The sequence below is a fragment of the Oligoflexus tunisiensis genome (assembly GCF_001748245.1).
GTDB classification, from domain to species: Bacteria; Bdellovibrionota_B; Oligoflexia; order Oligoflexales; family Oligoflexaceae; genus Oligoflexus; species Oligoflexus tunisiensis.
This window is the reverse complement of record NZ_BDFO01000001.1, coordinates 1,116,938-1,133,267: the sequence shown is the minus strand read 5'-3', so window position 1 is coordinate 1,133,267 and position 16,330 is coordinate 1,116,938. Positions and strand designations below refer to the sequence as shown.

General features: G+C 55.8%; 15 protein-coding genes. 9 read left to right on the top strand and 6 right to left on the bottom strand.

All coding sequences use genetic code 11. The features are described from left to right. Positions 1-58 precede the first annotated feature (58 nt). Positions 59-1,363: an MFS transporter gene (locus OLTU_RS04995; RefSeq protein ID WP_141731656.1), complete on the top strand. Its 1,305-nt coding sequence runs from the start codon at positions 59-61 to the stop codon at positions 1,361-1,363. Here the strand turns inward: OLTU_RS04995 and OLTU_RS04990 are convergent. Genes OLTU_RS04990 through OLTU_RS04970 form a run of 5 tightly spaced genes read right to left on the bottom strand, consistent with a single transcriptional unit; the run spans position 1,360 to position 4,383 of the window. After that, complete coding sequence (locus OLTU_RS04990) at positions 1,360-1,575, bottom strand: hypothetical protein (RefSeq protein ID WP_141731655.1); 216 nt, start codon at positions 1,573-1,575, stop codon at positions 1,360-1,362. The two genes, OLTU_RS04995 and OLTU_RS04990, sit on opposite strands and share 4 nt — an antisense overlap. A gap of 40 nt (positions 1,576-1,615) precedes the next feature. Next, positions 1,616-1,939, bottom strand: a complete 324-nt coding sequence (locus OLTU_RS04985; protein WP_141731654.1) for a hypothetical protein — start codon at positions 1,937-1,939, stop codon at positions 1,616-1,618. 17 nt (positions 1,940-1,956) lie between these two features. Continuing rightward, positions 1,957-3,003, bottom strand: a complete 1,047-nt coding sequence (locus OLTU_RS04980) for a glycosyltransferase family 9 protein (protein ID WP_141731653.1) — start codon at positions 3,001-3,003, stop codon at positions 1,957-1,959. A 53-nt stretch (positions 3,004-3,056) separates the two neighbouring features. After that, entirely contained in the window at positions 3,057-3,911 is an 855-nt protein-coding gene (locus OLTU_RS04975) for a hypothetical protein (RefSeq protein WP_141731652.1), read from the bottom strand. Positions 3,912-3,930: 19 nt separating this feature from the next. After that, positions 3,931-4,383: a hypothetical protein gene (locus OLTU_RS04970; RefSeq protein WP_141731651.1), complete on the bottom strand. Its 453-nt coding sequence runs from the start codon at positions 4,381-4,383 to the stop codon at positions 3,931-3,933. A gap of 170 nt (positions 4,384-4,553) precedes the next feature. On the opposite strand from OLTU_RS04970, the gene kdsB reads away from it, so the two are divergent. From kdsB to aroC, 4 genes are all read left to right on the top strand, one after another. Continuing rightward, positions 4,554-5,294, top strand: coding sequence for a 3-deoxy-manno-octulosonate cytidylyltransferase (gene kdsB / locus OLTU_RS04965; RefSeq protein ID WP_218109845.1), 741 nt, complete (start codon positions 4,554-4,556; stop codon positions 5,292-5,294). After that, positions 5,269-8,316: a hypothetical protein gene (locus OLTU_RS04960; protein ID WP_141731649.1), complete on the top strand. Its 3,048-nt coding sequence runs from the start codon at positions 5,269-5,271 to the stop codon at positions 8,314-8,316. Before kdsB ends, OLTU_RS04960 begins: the two co-directional genes overlap by 26 nt. 103 nt (positions 8,317-8,419) lie before the next feature. Next, complete coding sequence (locus OLTU_RS04955; RefSeq protein ID WP_141731648.1) at positions 8,420-8,863, top strand: hypothetical protein; 444 nt, start codon at positions 8,420-8,422, stop codon at positions 8,861-8,863. 155 nt (positions 8,864-9,018) lie between these two features. Further along, positions 9,019-10,128, top strand: coding sequence for a chorismate synthase (gene aroC / locus OLTU_RS04950; RefSeq protein ID WP_141731647.1), 1,110 nt, complete (start codon positions 9,019-9,021; stop codon positions 10,126-10,128). Here aroC and ribD read toward each other — a convergent pair. Further along, on the bottom strand, positions 10,125-11,423 hold the full coding sequence (gene ribD / locus OLTU_RS04945; RefSeq protein ID WP_141731646.1) for a bifunctional diaminohydroxyphosphoribosylaminopyrimidine deaminase/5-amino-6-(5-phosphoribosylamino)uracil reductase RibD: 1,299 nt from the start codon (positions 11,421-11,423) through the stop codon (positions 10,125-10,127). The genes aroC and ribD overlap by 4 nt on opposite strands. A 137-nt stretch (positions 11,424-11,560) precedes the next feature. On the opposite strand from ribD, the gene OLTU_RS04940 reads away from it, so the two are divergent. The 4 genes from OLTU_RS04940 (at position 11,561) to OLTU_RS04925 (ending at position 16,318) form a co-directional block, all read left to right on the top strand. Continuing rightward, the gene (locus OLTU_RS04940) at positions 11,561-13,072 is read left to right on the top strand and encodes a Do family serine endopeptidase (RefSeq protein WP_176736337.1); all 1,512 of its coding nucleotides are present in this window, start codon (positions 11,561-11,563) and stop codon (positions 13,070-13,072) included. Between the two features lie 149 nt (positions 13,073-13,221). Beyond that, a complete protein-coding gene (locus OLTU_RS04935; RefSeq protein ID WP_141731644.1) occupies positions 13,222-15,375 on the top strand; it encodes an autotransporter outer membrane beta-barrel domain-containing protein in 2,154 nt (717 codons plus the stop codon). 165 nt (positions 15,376-15,540) lie between these two features. Beyond that, positions 15,541-15,726 carry a hypothetical protein gene (locus OLTU_RS04930; protein WP_218109844.1) on the top strand — a complete coding sequence of 62 codons (186 nt, stop codon included), beginning with the start codon at positions 15,541-15,543 and terminating at the stop codon, positions 15,724-15,726. 145 nt (positions 15,727-15,871) lie between these two features. Continuing rightward, positions 15,872-16,318 carry a hypothetical protein gene (locus OLTU_RS04925; RefSeq protein ID WP_141731642.1) on the top strand — a complete coding sequence of 149 codons (447 nt, stop codon included), beginning with the start codon at positions 15,872-15,874 and terminating at the stop codon, positions 16,316-16,318. The last annotated feature ends 12 nt before the right edge of the window (positions 16,319-16,330 follow it).

Below are 16,330 nucleotides of genomic sequence, written 5' to 3'. Positions count from 1 at the left end.
TCCGGCTACACTGGTGAAAACAACTAAAGTCTCCTCTCATTTTCGAAAGGTATGACCCATGGCGTTGAACCTTTGGTCCCGTTTACTCACTTCACTTGGTCTGAATCGACGGGAACTGCGATCATGGGCGTTATACGACGTAGCAAACTCAGCCTTCGCCACCACCGTCATGGTCGCGGTTCTCCCGCTCTACTTCCATGATTCATTAGCCAAGGATTTGCCAGAACATTTACGAACGGCCTATTGGGCTTATTTCAACTCCGCGACCATGATCGCTGTCGCCCTGGTTTCTCCCTCGCTAGGCTATGTTGCTGATGTTTTTAGTGCAAAAAAGAAATTCCTGGCTGTCTTCACCATCACAGGCGTGCTGGCCACCACCGCTTTGGCCTGGGTTCAGCCAGGACAATGGCTCCTGGCCGGGCTTCTTTTCGTTCTCGGCTGCTTTTCGTTTTACGTGGGCAACATCTTTTACGAAGCCCTCCTGCCGCACATTGCCAATGACAAGGAAATCCATCGCGTCAGTAACTCAGGCTACGCTGTCGGCTACATCGGCGGTGGTGTGATCCTGGCCCTCAACCTCATGTGGATCATGAGTCCCAACACATTCGGCTTACCTGACACAGCGGCAGGGATAAGGCTGAGTTTCATTTCGGTGGGTCTTTGCTGGCTCTTCTTTAGTCTGCCGCTCTTCCGTCATGTGCGCGAACCCGGTCTCGGCAACACCAGCGGACGCAACATGATGAAGACCTCATTCGAGGCCGTTTTCCAGCTTAAGAAAACCTTTACTCAGCTGAAGCACTATCCCGATGTGCTGATGTTTCTGCTGGCCTTCTGGGCTTACAGTGACGGGATCGGCACCATCATGAATATGGCCACCATCTATGGACGGGAAGTTGGCATCGGCACCAATGATCTGATTGCGGCCATCCTTGTCGTGCAGTTTCTGGGTGTGCCCTGCTCGTTTGCCTTTGGTCCCATCACCGATAAGATCGGGCCGAAAAAAGCCCTGATGCTGACCCTGATGGTCTACACCTTCATTTCCATTGTCGGTTTTTTCATGACCAAAACCTGGCATTTCTGGGTTCTGGCCGGGGGCGTGGCTTCCGTTCAGGGAGCCAGCCAGGCCATCAGCCGTTCGGTCTTTGCCCAGATGGTTCCCTTGAAGCATAGCGGAGAATTCTTTGGCCTCTTCAGCGTTTCGTCGAAGTTCGCAGGACTCTTTGGGCCTTTGGTTTTCGGGGTCCTGGCTGAGCAGACCGGGGGCAGTCGACTGAGCGTTCTCTTTATCGTGCTGCTCTTTGTTGTGGGAATGGTACTGCTCAGTCGGGTCGATATCGAACGCGGCAAGCGCCTCGTTCATTAAGTTTCGAAAGGTTCCACTTCTTCCAGAAAATCGACGAATTTGTAATTCACCAGTTCGGAAGCGGGGATGATGCGCATGTCACCATCAGTGGCATCATCATCCTCCTTGGTGGCCAGATAACTGCCTTCGTTCGTTCCCGGATGATAATTGATGACCTGCCACATCTGCTTTTTCTCTTTGTCAAACACGCGAAACGGTAACATAAGCGACACGACCTCTACCTTTGCTATGAATTAGGAATCCGTATGCGGATTAGAAACTTTCGCTGCCTTTTTTGGTCCGTTCCTTCAAGCGGCGGGGCCTTTCGTGAATGGTACGGGCCTTGACGTCCACGGTCTTCCGGCGAATCAGGGACGGCAAGGATATCTCATAGAGCTGCTCGGTGACAATCTTTTCCAGATTGGACCGCGTCGGACCGCGCTCGATCAGATTAGCTATTGTTTCAAGTAAGGGCGCATGACGCAACGAAAAGCGACGCCCGGCAAAATCTACGACAATCCCAAACCGTGGGAGCCAGGAAAATTTGCGCGAACGGCTCTTTTCGGTGGGGTCGACGCGGAAAAGATTGACGAACATGATGGACTCCATCGCTACTAAGAGAAAAGGAGGGGGGACCACCTCATCCTAACACCGTTTTGCTGCCTTGACTCGGCTGTTTTCCGGAGGAGGGGCTGCAACTTTTCCAAACTCTGCCAGACTTCCGCCTCGGTCACGGTCGCGATCGGTCCCCGGCCCGCCGGAGTTCCGGCGCCGGCCTGGACGGCCTGATGTTCGTCCGTCTGCGGACACCAGGTCGCGGCATAGGTCGGTCCATGGAGCTGCAGGCTGGGCGTATCCGCCGCCACAGCAACATGACTTGGCCCATTGGAATTTCCAATAAAAAGATCACAATTGGCGATCAGGGCCGCGAGTTCGCGGAAGCTGGTTTTGGGTGCGAGGCGCATGGGCTGCTCACAGAAGGACATCGCGTGACGCACAAAGTCCTCCTCACCCGGTCCCCAGAGCCACAGAACGGAAGCCCCCCATTCGAGATGCAGACGATCTGCGATCTTCGCATAGCGTTCCACCGGCCACTGCCGTTCCACGCGGCGATGGGTCGGGCTGATGGCGATGCGCCAGGGGGCCTGCGAAAAATCAGGAGCCTCCTGCAGAAGCTGCATGAGGGGACCCGTATGCTTTTCACTCCAAGGCAGATCGAGTCGCACGCTGACCGGTTGAATGCCGAGATGCTGGAGGTAGCGGAATTTTTCCTGCACGATGTATTCGATGCGACCGCCTTGCGGCACGATTTCCGTAAAAAGGAGGGCCCGACGCGAGGGAAACGCGAGGCGCCGCGGACAACCCGTGGCGCGGGCATAGAGGGCGCTCCGGGGATTATACATAAAGTCCAAAACGAGATCATATTGGGCCGCGCGCAGCTCACGGATCAGTTTCAGTTCCTGGCGCCACCCGCCCTTGGGGTCATAGGTCAGATGCTGGTGCAGATAGGGATTTTCATCCGCGATCAGGCGGCCCATCGGATGGGAAAGAAAGGTAATCCGGGCCTCAGGCCAGGCGCGTTTGATTTCACGAAAGCAGGGTGTGGTGAGCAAAATATCGCCAAGTTGACGAAGCTGGATGAGGAGGATATTCCGGGCCATGGTCGCACTGTGCTCCGCTTTTTGAAACTGAGGGTGCGACCATACCGCAGCGCTTAGAGACCGACAACTTTAAACGCCAGCTCGGCCAGTTCCTTGGCTCCGCGGTGTCCGACCATCATGCCGGTCACACCGGGGGCGGCCTGCCAGGCGATGATGTTCCACTTGTCGGAAGCATAAGTCTGATAGACAAGACCTTCGAAATTGCCGGGTTCCGATTTGGGCAGCTGCTCGAGCCTGCCGTTCCAAAGGAAGAGATACAATTTCTCACGATTGTTTTTGCCGGTGAATTGCACGGCTATGATCTTGGCCACTTCGTAGTCGATGACCGTGCCGCCGTTCAGCTCCCAATTGCTGCCTGGCTCGCGCATTTCCTTGGGTGCGAAGCCAAGTTCCGGATAGCGCTTGAAGTAGGTGTTGAGTTCCTCGAGTTTGTCGGTGGGGAAGTCCAGGCGCCCCTCGGCATCTTCAGCCATGACGATGGCTTCATAGATCAGGGAATCGAGAGCCTTGAAAGGCGCTTTCTGTTCCGGACCAAAAAACTTGTAGGCACCGAACACGAGCAGACCCAGGAAGCTGAGCAGGATGACCAGGCGGAAGGCATTGCCCATCAGTTCGGAGCGACCGACATCATCGATTTCATGGGCTTCGTGATTGGCCCGTGTGGCATCATCCTCGACCAGGTCGTGGATATCGTGCATGTGTTTTTCGTCGAGATAAAGCCTTTGGGCTTCGATCTGCAAACGTCCACGGCGGATCCCGTAGTCGGTGGAGAGGCTATCCAGCTTCATCCGCTGGACCAGCTCCTCGTAGCGTTTGCCTTGATCATTCGGCAGCGTCTCATCCAGATATTCGGAGAGATAGCCATAAATAAGCTCTTCATCGCTCAAAGCCGCGGTTTTCTGCGCCATGCCTTCGGTTCTCCCTCACTTATTCAAAACGAAAACTGAGCAGTCTTTTGCGACCGATAGCCAGGTAGCGACGAAGTTCGGTTTCGTCCATCTTGGTGATCTCGCGGGCCTCTTCGATGGATAGACCCACCACATCGATCAGAAAGAGACAACAGCGGGTTTCCAGATCCAGGGGTTTCAGCAGGGGAAAGAGCACGTTCTCGCTGCTGCTGCCTTCCTGATTCATCTCATGATGCAGTTCCCAGGCTCGTCTCAGGAGCTGCAGGCGGATCGCCGAGGCGTCCTTATTGAGCAGCTCCGGCAAGCTGGGAACGATGGATTCGTAGGTCTTGTAGACAAGGCGCCCGGCGATCTCTTCGCTGAGCGTCATGGCAAAACCAAAGCGAAGCAAGGTATCTGCGTCCTGGCAGAGCGTTTCGACGAAAAACGCAGCGGCCCCGGCATCGTACTTTCGCGCAGCATTTTGAGCCATGTTCCGGCACCCCAAATTTTATTTGAATGCAATATATAGGATACCCTCGAAATAGACTGAGTGGCAAGTATGACTGCCTCAAGGGTATTTTTCTGCAGTTTTTGCTGAGCCTCTGCGTATTCCCGCTTATAATGCCGAGGTTTGTATCCCCTCAGCAAAAAGGCTTTAATGTGATCTGGAATAATTGGCTTATCGTGATTCCCGCTCGACTCAGCTCAACCCGCCTCCCGCAGAAACCTCTGGCTGATCTTGCGGGCAAACCGCTTGTCATTCGCGTTTACGAAAGGCTGAAACCTTTGCTGGACAATGGGGCCGATCTGGTCGTCGCCACGGATAGCCAGCTGGTGATGGACGCCTGTCAGCAGCACCGTGTCCCCAGCGTGATGACCGATCCCGGACATCAAAGCGGAACGGATCGCTGTGCGGAGGTGGCCCGTCTCAGGCCACGCCCCTTTATCATGAACGTGCAGGGAGACGAACCCTTTGTCCACTGCGGGGACCTGGAAGCCCTGGCGCGCCTGATGACGGAACAGAAGGCCGGAATGGGAACCATGATGCACCGGAACAACCGGAAAGCGGATCATGAGAACCCGAACTGTGTCAAGGTTGTGGTTAATGATGCTCATCAGGCTCTTTATTTTTCGCGCTCGCCCCTGCCTTATTATCGGGCACCCCAGACATTTCAAGCGTTCTGGCAGCATCTCGGGGTCTATGCTTTCTCTCGGGACACACTCCAGAAGTTTTGCGCGCTTCCCCAGCATCCATTGGAGTTGGCAGAAAGTCTGGAGCAACTGCGCGCACTCGGGCACAATATTCCCATTGTCGTCAGCGTTGCCGACCACCCCGCGATCGGCATTGATACACCCGAAGATTTAGAGGCTGCCCGTGCTCGCTTTTCGACCTTTACGTAAGCAGGCTCTGCTTGCGCTTGTGCTCGCGTTTGCGCCGCTGATTCCCGAAGTATCCGAGGCCCTTCCCATCGGCTTCGGCCGCAATCAGGGGGACCTTCAATACAAGGAAATTCAAAGTCCGAACTTTTTCATCTATCATGATGCGCGCACACCGCACGAAGGTCAGCTGGTGCTGGAATCGCTGGAATCCGCACGACCGAAGCTGGAAGAGTGGCTGGACATCAAACGGACCGACCCTTTGAAAGTGATCCTGTCCTCCACAACGGCCAATCCCTCCTTTGCCAACTTCATCACCGATGCCGTGGAACTGCAAACACTCGGGCGCGGGGGCCGTGATCTCAGCTGGCATGAGTTCACGCACAGCAGCATGTATCGGCATCTGGATAATATTTTTGGACCGGCGGGCAGCATCATTCATTTGCCCTGGATGCCAGCCTGGTGGATCGAGGGTCTGGCGGAAGCCCTGAGTGTGTCCAATGGCTCGGATCTACAGTATGGCATTGAACGGTACTATGCCTTGACCGGACACTGGCCGAGTTACGACAAGCTGCATGCGCTCTATGATGGCAGCCGTTTCTCCACCATCGGCTATGCGATTTCGGGTTCCTTTGTTTCCTATATTCTGCGGACCTATGATGCGACGCGCCTGCCGCAGATGATGCGGGATTTTTACGACTACAGCATGCCTTGGTGGTGGCCCTGGACCTTTGTGCCCTTCAATGGTTTCATGCCGATGGATCAGGCTTTGGAAAACTACACAGGCAAAAGCGGTGAACAGCTTTATGAGGAATACAAGGCGGCCGCCACGAAATACTGGAAAAGTCAGAACGATCTGGCCTTTTACCGCTATACGAGCAAGGGCCTGGAGCTGAAGCCGCAGGAAACCCTGCCCACCACCACCCCGGGTCTCGGCCTGCCGGGAGAAGCGATCGCCTTTAACTCAACCTATTCCTTCCAAAGCCGTGGTGACAAGCTGATGTTTGTGCAGCGGGATGGAAGCGATCTTTTTGAAGCCGAGGTTCTTTGGAAGAATGATGTCGCTCAGGATTACAAGCGCGGGGTGACGCTGCCCGATGATGCTCTGACCGTGCGTCTGATCCGAAAGAATTACCTGCTCTTCACCACGGGTGAAGTGAACGACAACCTGGATCCGAAGCGCACGCTCTGGATCCAAAAGGGTCAGACCAAGGCCCCGATCATGACGCGGCCAGCCTATATTTCCCATCTGTTCATGAGCGATGACAAGCTGGTCTGGTTCGAGGAATTCCTGGAAAAGAATCAGATTTGCTGGGCTCCCCGGCAACTGGTTGAAAAGGGGCAGCGCCTGAAAAATACGGACATTCGCTGTCCTCTGGTGGCCACCTATCCTCAGAGTCTGCATGTCCTCGGTTATCGTTCCCTCGGCGCCCAGGATGATCTGGCTGAACTCTGGCTCAATCGGTCCGAGGAAACCCTCTACGGGGATCGGCATCAGGTCCTGCGCTGGTCACCCGAGGATGGACGTCTGCGCGAACTGCCCCATAGTTTGCATGGCAAACCGGTTTCGGTGGCTTTCAATGCGCGTGACACCTGGATGGCTCTCGCGGACCGCACGCATCATTTTTTAAGGCGCCTTGACAAGGATGGGCGCTGCATCGAGGAACGGGATCTGGCCAATATCGTCACAAGTCTTCACAACAGCACGAGCGATCTTCTGATGATGGCCCTCTGGCAGGAGAATGGTGCGCTGCTGGTCAAGACCAACCGGATCGATGCGCCCGTGAAACCCTGCCGTTTGCATGATGCTCCCAGTTCCCCGCTGATGCGCGCGATGCATGATACGCAGAAGTCGCTCAAGGAAGTCATGGCCCAGGATAATCCCTGGCTGAACCGCAGCGAGGCCGCGATCGGAGCCGATCAAAAGCGTATGGCGGCAGCACCGATTCTGGGACAAAGGCAGGGCGCTCCGGTCAAGGATGCGACGGATATTCAGTGGCGCGGTCGACCGGTCTTCGCGTTTCCCTGGATTGGCTATGATGCGATGGGGCTTTCCTATGGTATGCTGACTGTGCCTCTCATGGATCATCTGCAGAATGAACATGTGCAGGTCATGGCCCTCTATGGAGCCCAAAGCCGTTACCCCGATGTCCAGTTAAGTGCTTATACCACGCGATTTAAAACGACCTATACCCTGGATGTTTTCCGGCGGCAGACCTGGAACCGCAACTATGGTCCGGATGCCTATTACTTTGATGAGCGCGGGGCCGAGATTGGTGCGCTGCGCTATATCCAGTTCCTGGATCTGGGACTCCGGCTGTCGTATAAAAATTCCTGGATGCTGCCCTATCTCGGCGATCCCTTGCTCTGGGATATCCTGGCCCAGGGTTATTTGCGGGAATTCAATATCGGGCTTACCAAGTCCCATGGTTTCCATTGGGGTTATCTGAGTTATTACCTCAACAGTTCGATCGCCTCCAAACACTTCAATGACAACTATGACTATGAAAAAACCGGTGTCGGCATAAACCTGTCGCTGCCCATCAGGATCGGCAGCCAGCCCACGACGCAATCCTGGGGAGCCTCCTATAGCCGGGTCCGGGGCACGCGGCGCAAGTTCCTGCAGGAATTCTACAGTCCGCTCCGTACCTTTATTCCGGGCAGCGGCGGAGGATTGAATGAAATCAACTCGCAGCTTTATGGTGATCCCTACCTGACCAACCTTCAGTACGGTGACACCCAGGGCCGCCTGCAATTTGCCTGGACCACGCCGCTGGCGACGGATATTGCCAAACTTCTGCACATCGTTTATCTGCAGCGCCTCGATGCCACCGCGTTTTATAACTACGGTCGAGCCTGGGTGCAGCAGATCAAACCGCGCTTTGACAGCGGAACGGCCGCGCATGGATACAAGCTGGATCTGCAGGCCGATGTCAAAGGTGTGAAATTGAATATTGGTCTAGGCACCGGCCAGGTCGTGGGACAGGAATGGGAAGTTTTCAGTCTGATCGGCTTTGATGCCTTGATTGATCAGGATAAACGCTGATCGCTTCAAGCGAACTGGTTGTCTGTTAATATCAATTTTAACAAAGTTGTGTTTGGCCCCATACTCGCATGGTTGGAAACCTCGAAATGAGGAGGAGATGACCATGCGTTTCAAGAAACTGATTTTGATCTCTGTGCTTGGACTCCTGGGCCTGTTCGTTGTTACCGTGACAGGCATCGGTTATGCCGTTTATCAAACCGCGGGGTTTGCCAAAGAAACCCTTTCTACATGGGAAGTCCCGACCGATCTCGATGACAAGGTCGTGCTCCCGAATCGCGGCTGGATTGAGGATTTTGTCATCAGTGTGAGCAGCCTTTGGCTGCAGCAAAGCCTTGCGGAACAGGATACGGTTCAGCTGAAGAACGGGCTTTCCTGTTTTGATGCGATCGGCGGCCCGAGCCCTCTCGAACTCGTAAACTATGTGAAAACCAGGGTGGAGGACGCGCGGATCACGGAGGAACTCGAAACCCTGACCGCAAGCCTTCAGGAATCGGATTCCACAGAGCGGGGACCAGCCGCCTGCGCGGTCTGGATGCTGAATGGCTAAGCTCTGCGGCCCATACAGGCCGGTAAACTTCCCGGGCTGAGGACAGGAATGCCTGGGATCCCCTCTTTGAAATCGGTCCCGATTCGGCTATTACTTCCTTATGAGGCAAGCGTTCTGTGTCCACCTGACGGCGCGAGGCGCCATGGAAGTTGAAAATGGCCAATACATTCGGCGAACTCTTTCGCGTCACCACCTTCGGCGAATCCCATGGCGGAGCGGTCGGCGTCGTCATCGACGGCTGTCCGGCCGGGCATAAGATTGACCTGACTTATATTCAAGAACAGCTCGATCGGCGCCGCCCCGGCCAAAGTCATTTGGCCAGTCCACGCGGAGAGCCCGATCAGGTGGAATGCCTTTCCGGTCTGGTGGATGGCATCAGCCTCGGCACACCTATCACCCTGATCGTGCGCAACCAGGATGCGAAAAAGGATCATTACAGTGATCTGCAGGATGTCTATCGCCCTTCCCATGCTGACTATACAACTGACGCCAAATACGGTGTGAAAGCCCCCTCCGGTGGCGGACGGGCCAGTGCCCGTGAAACCATCGGCCGGGTGGCCGCCGCAGCCGTGGCGGAAATCGTTCTGCAGCACCTGGTTCCGGGATTCAAGGTGGTCGCGTTTGTCGATCGCGTGAAGGATGTGCAGGGCCGCACCGATTATGGGGAATCGTTGACCCGGGACAAGGTTGAGGAGCATCCCCTGCGCTGCCCGGATGAAACGCAGCGTGAGGCTATGGAAAAACTCATCATTCATGCAAAGAAAACCGGTGACAGTGTCGGCGGCACCATATTCTGCGGGATCAGCCAGTGTCCGGTGGGTCTGGGCGAACCCGTTTTTGACAAGCTTGAAGCGGATCTGGCCAAGGGCATGATGAGCCTGCCCGCAAGCAAGGGCTTTGAAATCGGCATGGGCTTCGCCTCCACGTATCTTTATGGATCCGAACATAATGATGCGTTTATCAACCGGGAAGGAAAGATTCGCACGGAAAGCAACCGTTCCGGTGGCATTCAGGGCGGCATTTCCAATGGCGAGTTTATTTATCTGCGCGTGGCCTTCAAACCTGTGGCCACCATTTTTAAAGAGCAGCAGACCGTGGATCGGCAGGGCCAGGAGCTGGTGATGAAACCCAAGGCCGGCCGTCATGATCCCTGCGTTCTACCGCGCGCGGTTCCCATGGTGGAAGCCATGGCGCTGCTCTGTGTGATGGATCATGTTCTGAGGCAGCTGCCCTTTGCTCATCTGCGTGGGCCGCATCACGTTTAGTTCCAGAACGTAAAGCGCCGATGCGCGCATTCCAGCACCACGTCATCCCCCAGCTGTTGGGTGGCGACCAGTTGAAAATCATGCCGCGCATTCAGATCCAGCATGGGATTCGTCGGTGGGGCACTCGCTCCATCCCGTGGATCCAGGCGACCGATGCGATGGCGGCTGCCACCCAATATGCCTGCCCGGATAAAGACCTGAAGAGCATCGAGCAATTCATCGCGCACCAGAAGCGTCAGAATCTGCGCGCCGCCTTCCACCATGATCGACTGCAGTTCACGTCCGAACCGCGTGCGATGCTGTTGATCGAGCAGGCGTAAAAATTCCAGCCAGGAACATTGGGGAGGCATGAGCACGGGCTCGAGGACATCCTTGAACGCCTCCATCCACGGCTCGGGTTTCCAATGCGGAGTCTCAACCGCATGGAACAGGACCGGCCCGGATTTTTGAAGACCCTGACGCAAGTTGTGAAAGACCGCGGATTGTCCGTTGCACAGCCGTCCTTTGGGATCAAAGATGATCTTATGCGGCTGCCTATGCAAAGGCGGAGCGGCCTCGCGCACGGTTAAACTCGGGGCATCGGCCAGGGCTGTGCCCACTCCCACCAGGATCGCATCATATTTCTGGCGCAACCAATGCGTATAGGCCCGGGCTTTATTTCCGGATATCCACTGCGAACGCCCATGATCATCGGCCAGATGCCCATCCAGAGTCTGGGCCCACTTGCCAATCACCACCGGTCTTTGCAGCTGCTGCCAGGCCAAAAAAGGAAAAAGCCAGGCGCGACATTCTCCACCCAGCACATCCGTTTCCACCGCAACACCCGCCTGGGTCAGGGCTTTCAAACCCTGACCGGCCGCTTTTGGATGGGGATCGCGTGCTCCCACCACGATGCGGCTAATTCCCGAAGCCAGCAGAGCCTCGACACAGGGCGGCTGCTTGCCGATCCCGGCGCAGGGTTCCAACGTGACATAACAGGTGGCTCCGACCAGCTGACTGCGGTCCGTCACGGCATCCAGGGCCACCCGTTCCGCATGACGATCTCCGTAAGCCAGGGTTGCGCCCTTGCTCAAAAGGCGCCCTTCCTTGACCAAAACCGCACCAACCGGGGGATTCGGACTGGAGCGCCCAATGCCTTCCATTGATTCCAAAAGGGCGAGTCGCATCCAGGATTCGTCCGGGGACAGCGCCGGCAGATCCTGAACAGCCGCCGCATCAAGGGCTCTGGGGATATAGCCGCCGAAACCAAATCCGGCCTGCAGGGGATGTAAGGGATCCGCTTTCAACACGTCCATCCGTACTTAGCAATTTTTCATAGGCCCTTCCCGGGGCTCTCATAAAGTCCACCATATCTTATTTTCATTTCATGATCAAAGTTGCAGAATGTGAGAGTTTGGAAGCTCAACCATTTCGAGAGAGGTTCATCAGATATATGTTATCCCCGAAGATCAGCCTGACATTTCTCAGTGCCGCCGTCTTCAGCGCAACGCTCTTTGCAGCGCCCTATCAATTCCCCACTCCCGACCGGAACAGTTACTCGGATAACGTGCGCGCCCTGCAGCAGATCTCGGCCGGGGTTGCCGAACTGTCCCAGGAAGCCGCCAAGGGCGTGGTTCTGATTTCAATCTCCAAGATTGTCAAAGGTCACCCGTACTACGAACTGGATCCTTTCGACTTCTTCTTTGGTCCACGCTTCCGGCAACAGCAACCCAATGCGCCTGAACAGAGACAAAAGCAACAGGCAGGCGTGGGCTCGGGTTTCATCGTGGATCTGGCCAAGGGCTATATCATTACCAATAATCATGTGATCGAAGGCGCTGATGAAATTTCGCTCAAGCTGGCCAATGGGGGAACCTATACCGGCAAGGTGCTCGGCGGTGATAAAAACACTGACGTGGCCATGGTGCAGATTACAGATGCGAAGTTCAAACGCGATGGTCTGGCTCAGCTTTCCATCGGCAACTCCGATAACGTGCGCGTCGGTGAATTTGTGATCGCGCTGGGTGCTCCCTTTGGTCTGGAATTCAGTCAGTCCTTTGGCGCGGTGTCGGCCACCAGTCGCGGGAACCTCAATATCACCAGCCTTGGCAACTTCATTCAAACGGATGCGGCCATCAACCCCGGGAACAGCGGAGGTCCTCTGATCAACATGGAAGGCCTCGTGATCGGCATGAACACAGCGATCTTCTCACGCTCGGGAGCCTCGGCCGGTATCGGTTTTGCGGTGCCTTCCAACCTCGTGCGCAGCATCGCCGAGCAGCTTGTCAACAAGGGCCGGGTGGCTCGTGGTTACCTCGGTGTGCAGCTCTCTGCTCAGGAACTCGATGAGGAACTGCTGAGCGGTTTGAATCTTCCCAAAGGAACCCGTGGGGCCCTCGTGTCGCGCGTGGAAAAGGGAACACCAGCGGCCAAGGCGGGTCTGGAATCCGGCGACGTGATCGTGGAAGTGAACGGTCGTCCCGTGCATTCCGGTCAGGAACTTTCGAATGTGATCGGTCTTTCGCCTCCTCAGGCCAAGGTTCCATTATCCTACTATCGCAACGGCAAGCTTCACTCGGCAACGGTGACTCTGGGCGATTATGAACAGGATAATCTCGTGGCACGGCGCGATAGGCCCGATCACAATGCGCCAGGCCCTGGTGGGAAGGCGGAACCCGCTGATTTCCAGGCCGGTCTCAAACTGGAGCCACTGAACAAACAGAAGCATGCGCAGTACATCGACCAGTTCGGCATCGACAGCAACTCGGGTCTCCTTGTGCTTGATGTGGATCCCAGTTCGAAAGCTCGTGCCTCAGGCATACGTCCCGGAGACGTTCTCTTGAAAGCCAATCAGACTCCATTGAAATCCGTGAAGGATCTGATGGAAGTCTTCAAGTCCAGCAATAAGGTCTTTCTGCAACTGGAGCGGAGCGGCAATATCCTCTTCGCATCCATACGCAAGTAAGGTGTCGCCTCGATTCCCTTTGCCCGCGGGTGGAGGGAATCCTTTTTCCCCTCTTCTTCCCCATTCCACGCGGCAAATCTTGCCTCGCAACCGTCCCGAACTTTTCACCGATACAGTTAGGTCAACGGATACCCTTGGATGGGAATGCCATGATTTGCTGGCTGTTTGTCCTGGCTCTCTTCCCCTCGACGCTGTTTGCGGCCGGGGCGTGGGTCCCTGCGCGCGATTATTGGGGGCCCGAGGATTCGGAGGGGTTTCTGCAGCCCATTCTTCCTCCACCCTTTGTGGAGGCACCGAAGGCCGCACGGCCGCCCTTGCAGGTGACCTCGCTCAATAAGAAAGGCTTTCTGCATCGCAGCCGGCGCCAGGCCGAGGCCCTCGAAGAAGGGACCCTGGAGCTGCAGGAGTATGCGCGAATCTATAGCCCGAGTCAGAGTTATCTTGCGATCCGACACGCCGACGATGCACTGATTATTCTGCATCCTCAAACTTCGATCAGCGCGCGCCCGGAACCGGACCACTGGCAATTGAGTCTGACAGGTGATCGTGGCCTCGTGCGCATCACAACGCATCAGCATTCCCTTCCCTTCAGCCTCAAGCCTGCGAATCCGCGGAATGCCTGGCAGAACCTCGAACTGGAGCTACATCCTGGCAGCGATCTTTATCTTAAATACGACAGGGAAACTCTTATCGTCCATCCCATACGCGGCCGTCTGCTGATGCGCCTCGGGGCGACACGGCCTCTGCAAACCACACGCCCTTCTGGATTGCTTCAGACCTGGGAGGAAACTCAGGTCCGGCGCCCGGTGCAGGCTCCCTATGAATTCGATGTTTTTGCGGGTCAGGAACTGCGTCTGGAAGCGGATGAACTCTTTCATTTTCAGATCAGTCTGCCGCGATCGGAAACCTGGCAATCCACTTTACTTCGTACTTCACCACAGCTTGCGGAAAGCGTGGACAAGGACAACCCCTTGACCACGGCGTTGCTGGATCTGCGCAGAACCTGGCTCAAACTTTGGAACGGAGAGGATGCTGCCAACAAGGAAACGCTGTATCGCCGTCTTGAGGCCGGGCGCTGGGAGGAAGCCCATGAAATTCTGAAAACGTTTGAGACGGATCTGGAGTTTCAGGCTCTGCAAGCGGTTTGTCTTTATCGTCTCCATCAGATTGAGCTGGCCGATAAAAAGCAGGCCGGAATTGATGCCAGCAGTCTCTGGGCGGACATCACAAAGCAGGAATACCTGCGGGCCCGTTTGCGCAGCAAGGCGCGTCGCGCGGTGAATCCACCGCAGGATTTCCGTCATGCCGTCATCCCTCTCGAGGAGCTTTATCTGCTGGCCAGCAATGAACAGGCCCGCGGACGCTGGCGAGCGGCGCTTGATCTTTGGGAACGCTGGCCCGAAACGCAGAGCGACGAACAGCTGCAGGAGTCCTATAAGGAATGGCAAAGGCATCTCGATCAAAAGAAACCCTGGCGCTATGAGGCTCAGCTTGCTTTGGGCTGGTCCGACAATGTCCTGCATCTGCCGTCTGATGAGGCCGCTCCGGCCGCCATCGGACATCGATCCAGCTGGCTCCTGCAGGCCTCGCAAACGCTGCCGTATTTAATCGAACGCAGCGATGACTTTAGTGTGCAGCTCGAGCCTACGCTTCACGTCACCCTGTATCAGCACATCGGTCTTGCGGATCTGCAAAGATGGGAACCCGGGCTGGCTCTTCCCCTCCGCATGCAGAGCCTGAGGTTCAAGCCTTATGTTTCGAGGCTGCAGCAAGGTTCAGGAGGGCTGGATCGGTTTGGTTACGAATTGAGCTGGCAGAATCATGCGTGGCTATGGTCTCCCGAATTCAGTTGGACTCAGGAACAGAATTTGGATTTTGCGCCGACTGTGGAGCGCTCGCTTGATCCTTTGAGTGGGGAAAGAATCGGCACCGGGGATCGCAGCGTGCGGCGCAATACCTTGCGCGTGCGGGCAGGTTCTCTGGATGTCCTTTGGCAAAACTGGGACTATCGTTATGCTGGATCGGAAGAGGATGACCGCAATCGTCTGATGGTTCGTGGTCACTATCAGAAGGAATTTCCTTATGATCTGCAGCTGAACGCTTCAGGATCATTGCATCAGGACAGTTTCCAGGGCTCCCGCTCACCCGTCACCGGCCTTCATCTGCGCATAGCGCTCACCTCCCTGTACTGGCATCGTTTGCTGCCGTCCCTCGCCATCGAACGCGAGATGAGGCAAAGCGCTGACAGCACCCGGAGTTTCACGGAAAACCTGATTTTCGCGGGCCTTCATTATCGCTGGTAAGAATGCATCACGCACGAAAAGGACCCTGGATGCGGGATACTTTCTCAAGGCTTGCCACGGACCATTGAGCTTGAATCAAAGGCGCCGAATCTGATGGAAGAGGTCCACCGTATGAGGAGACCGGCCATGCCTTCCTACACTATGATAATAGCTCTTTTGAGTAGCTTGAGTTTTCTATACTCATTCAAGGTTCTGGGTCAGGAAGTGCGGCGTCAGCAAACCGTTATGCAAGCTCTCGGAGGCAATCAGCAGCAGCGCATGGAACAGACCCTGCGTCTGAGCATGGCCGCACTCTTTACCGCTCTGGCCCTGCTCAGCATGCTGGTCAGCGGAGCCTTAATCTGGCTGTAGGATTTCCCACGCTGTCAATCCCTTGGCGCGCCTTTCGTCACAGGCACGGTCGAGCCTCCTGAGTCATCTCAAGGCCTTATACCTTACCAATTTCAGGCACTTAAATTGCACGCCGTAAATACCACACATTTTTTGGGGTTTGACCATGCAACGGCTGATGCCTGGACTTTTGATTTTTGTTCTCGCAGGGGTAGCCTGCCAGAAGGAATCCGAAAGCGCGACAGAGGAAGCGGTGACGGAAACCGCTCAAACCGCAGAGCAGCAGCCCGTCACCCAGGAGCCGGTGACCAAGGAGCCGGTAAAAGAAGAACCCGAAATCACCTGCGATAGCCTCAGTATTCCCAGCTATGAGCTCTGGATTCGTGACCTTTCCGAGTTGCGTTGCGACAGTTGTCACAACGATAAGATCGCCTTCAACGGCATCAAATTTCTTACCTATGAAGGCTGGGTGGCTGTCGCCGAAGCTGCCAAAATCCGCATCGAAACCAATCGACTGACCAGGCCTTTGGATCCCATCGAACAGCGAATTTTTCTCAAATGGTTCGACAACGGCATGCCGCGCCTGGAAAGTGACTGTGCCGACAAGGGCTAAGCGCGTTCCCTG

What these genes read in the sequence shown, in the direction of transcription:
- OLTU_RS04940 (WP_176736337.1), top strand. Translation starts at nt 11,561, where the DNA reads ATGTTATCCCCGAAGATCAGCCTGACATTTCTCAGTGCCGCCGTCTTC.
- OLTU_RS04925 (WP_141731642.1), top strand. Translation starts at nt 15,872, where the DNA reads ATGCAACGGCTGATGCCTGGACTTTTGATTTTTGTTCTCGCAGGGGTA.
- OLTU_RS04980 (WP_141731653.1), bottom strand. Translation starts at nt 3,003, where the DNA reads ATGGCCCGGAATATCCTCCTCATCCAGCTTCGTCAACTTGGCGATATT.
- OLTU_RS04970 (WP_141731651.1), bottom strand. Translation starts at nt 4,383, where the DNA reads ATGGCTCAAAATGCTGCGCGAAAGTACGATGCCGGGGCCGCTGCGTTT.
- OLTU_RS04955 (WP_141731648.1), top strand. Translation starts at nt 8,420, where the DNA reads ATGCGTTTCAAGAAACTGATTTTGATCTCTGTGCTTGGACTCCTGGGC.
- OLTU_RS04995 (WP_141731656.1), top strand. Translation starts at nt 59, where the DNA reads ATGGCGTTGAACCTTTGGTCCCGTTTACTCACTTCACTTGGTCTGAAT.
- OLTU_RS04935 (WP_141731644.1), top strand. Translation starts at nt 13,222, where the DNA reads ATGATTTGCTGGCTGTTTGTCCTGGCTCTCTTCCCCTCGACGCTGTTT.
- aroC (WP_141731647.1), top strand. Translation starts at nt 9,019, where the DNA reads ATGGCCAATACATTCGGCGAACTCTTTCGCGTCACCACCTTCGGCGAA.
- OLTU_RS04975 (WP_141731652.1), bottom strand. Translation starts at nt 3,911, where the DNA reads ATGGCGCAGAAAACCGCGGCTTTGAGCGATGAAGAGCTTATTTATGGC.
- ribD (WP_141731646.1), bottom strand. Translation starts at nt 11,423, where the DNA reads ATGGACGTGTTGAAAGCGGATCCCTTACATCCCCTGCAGGCCGGATTT.
- OLTU_RS04985 (WP_141731654.1), bottom strand. Translation starts at nt 1,939, where the DNA reads ATGTTCGTCAATCTTTTCCGCGTCGACCCCACCGAAAAGAGCCGTTCG.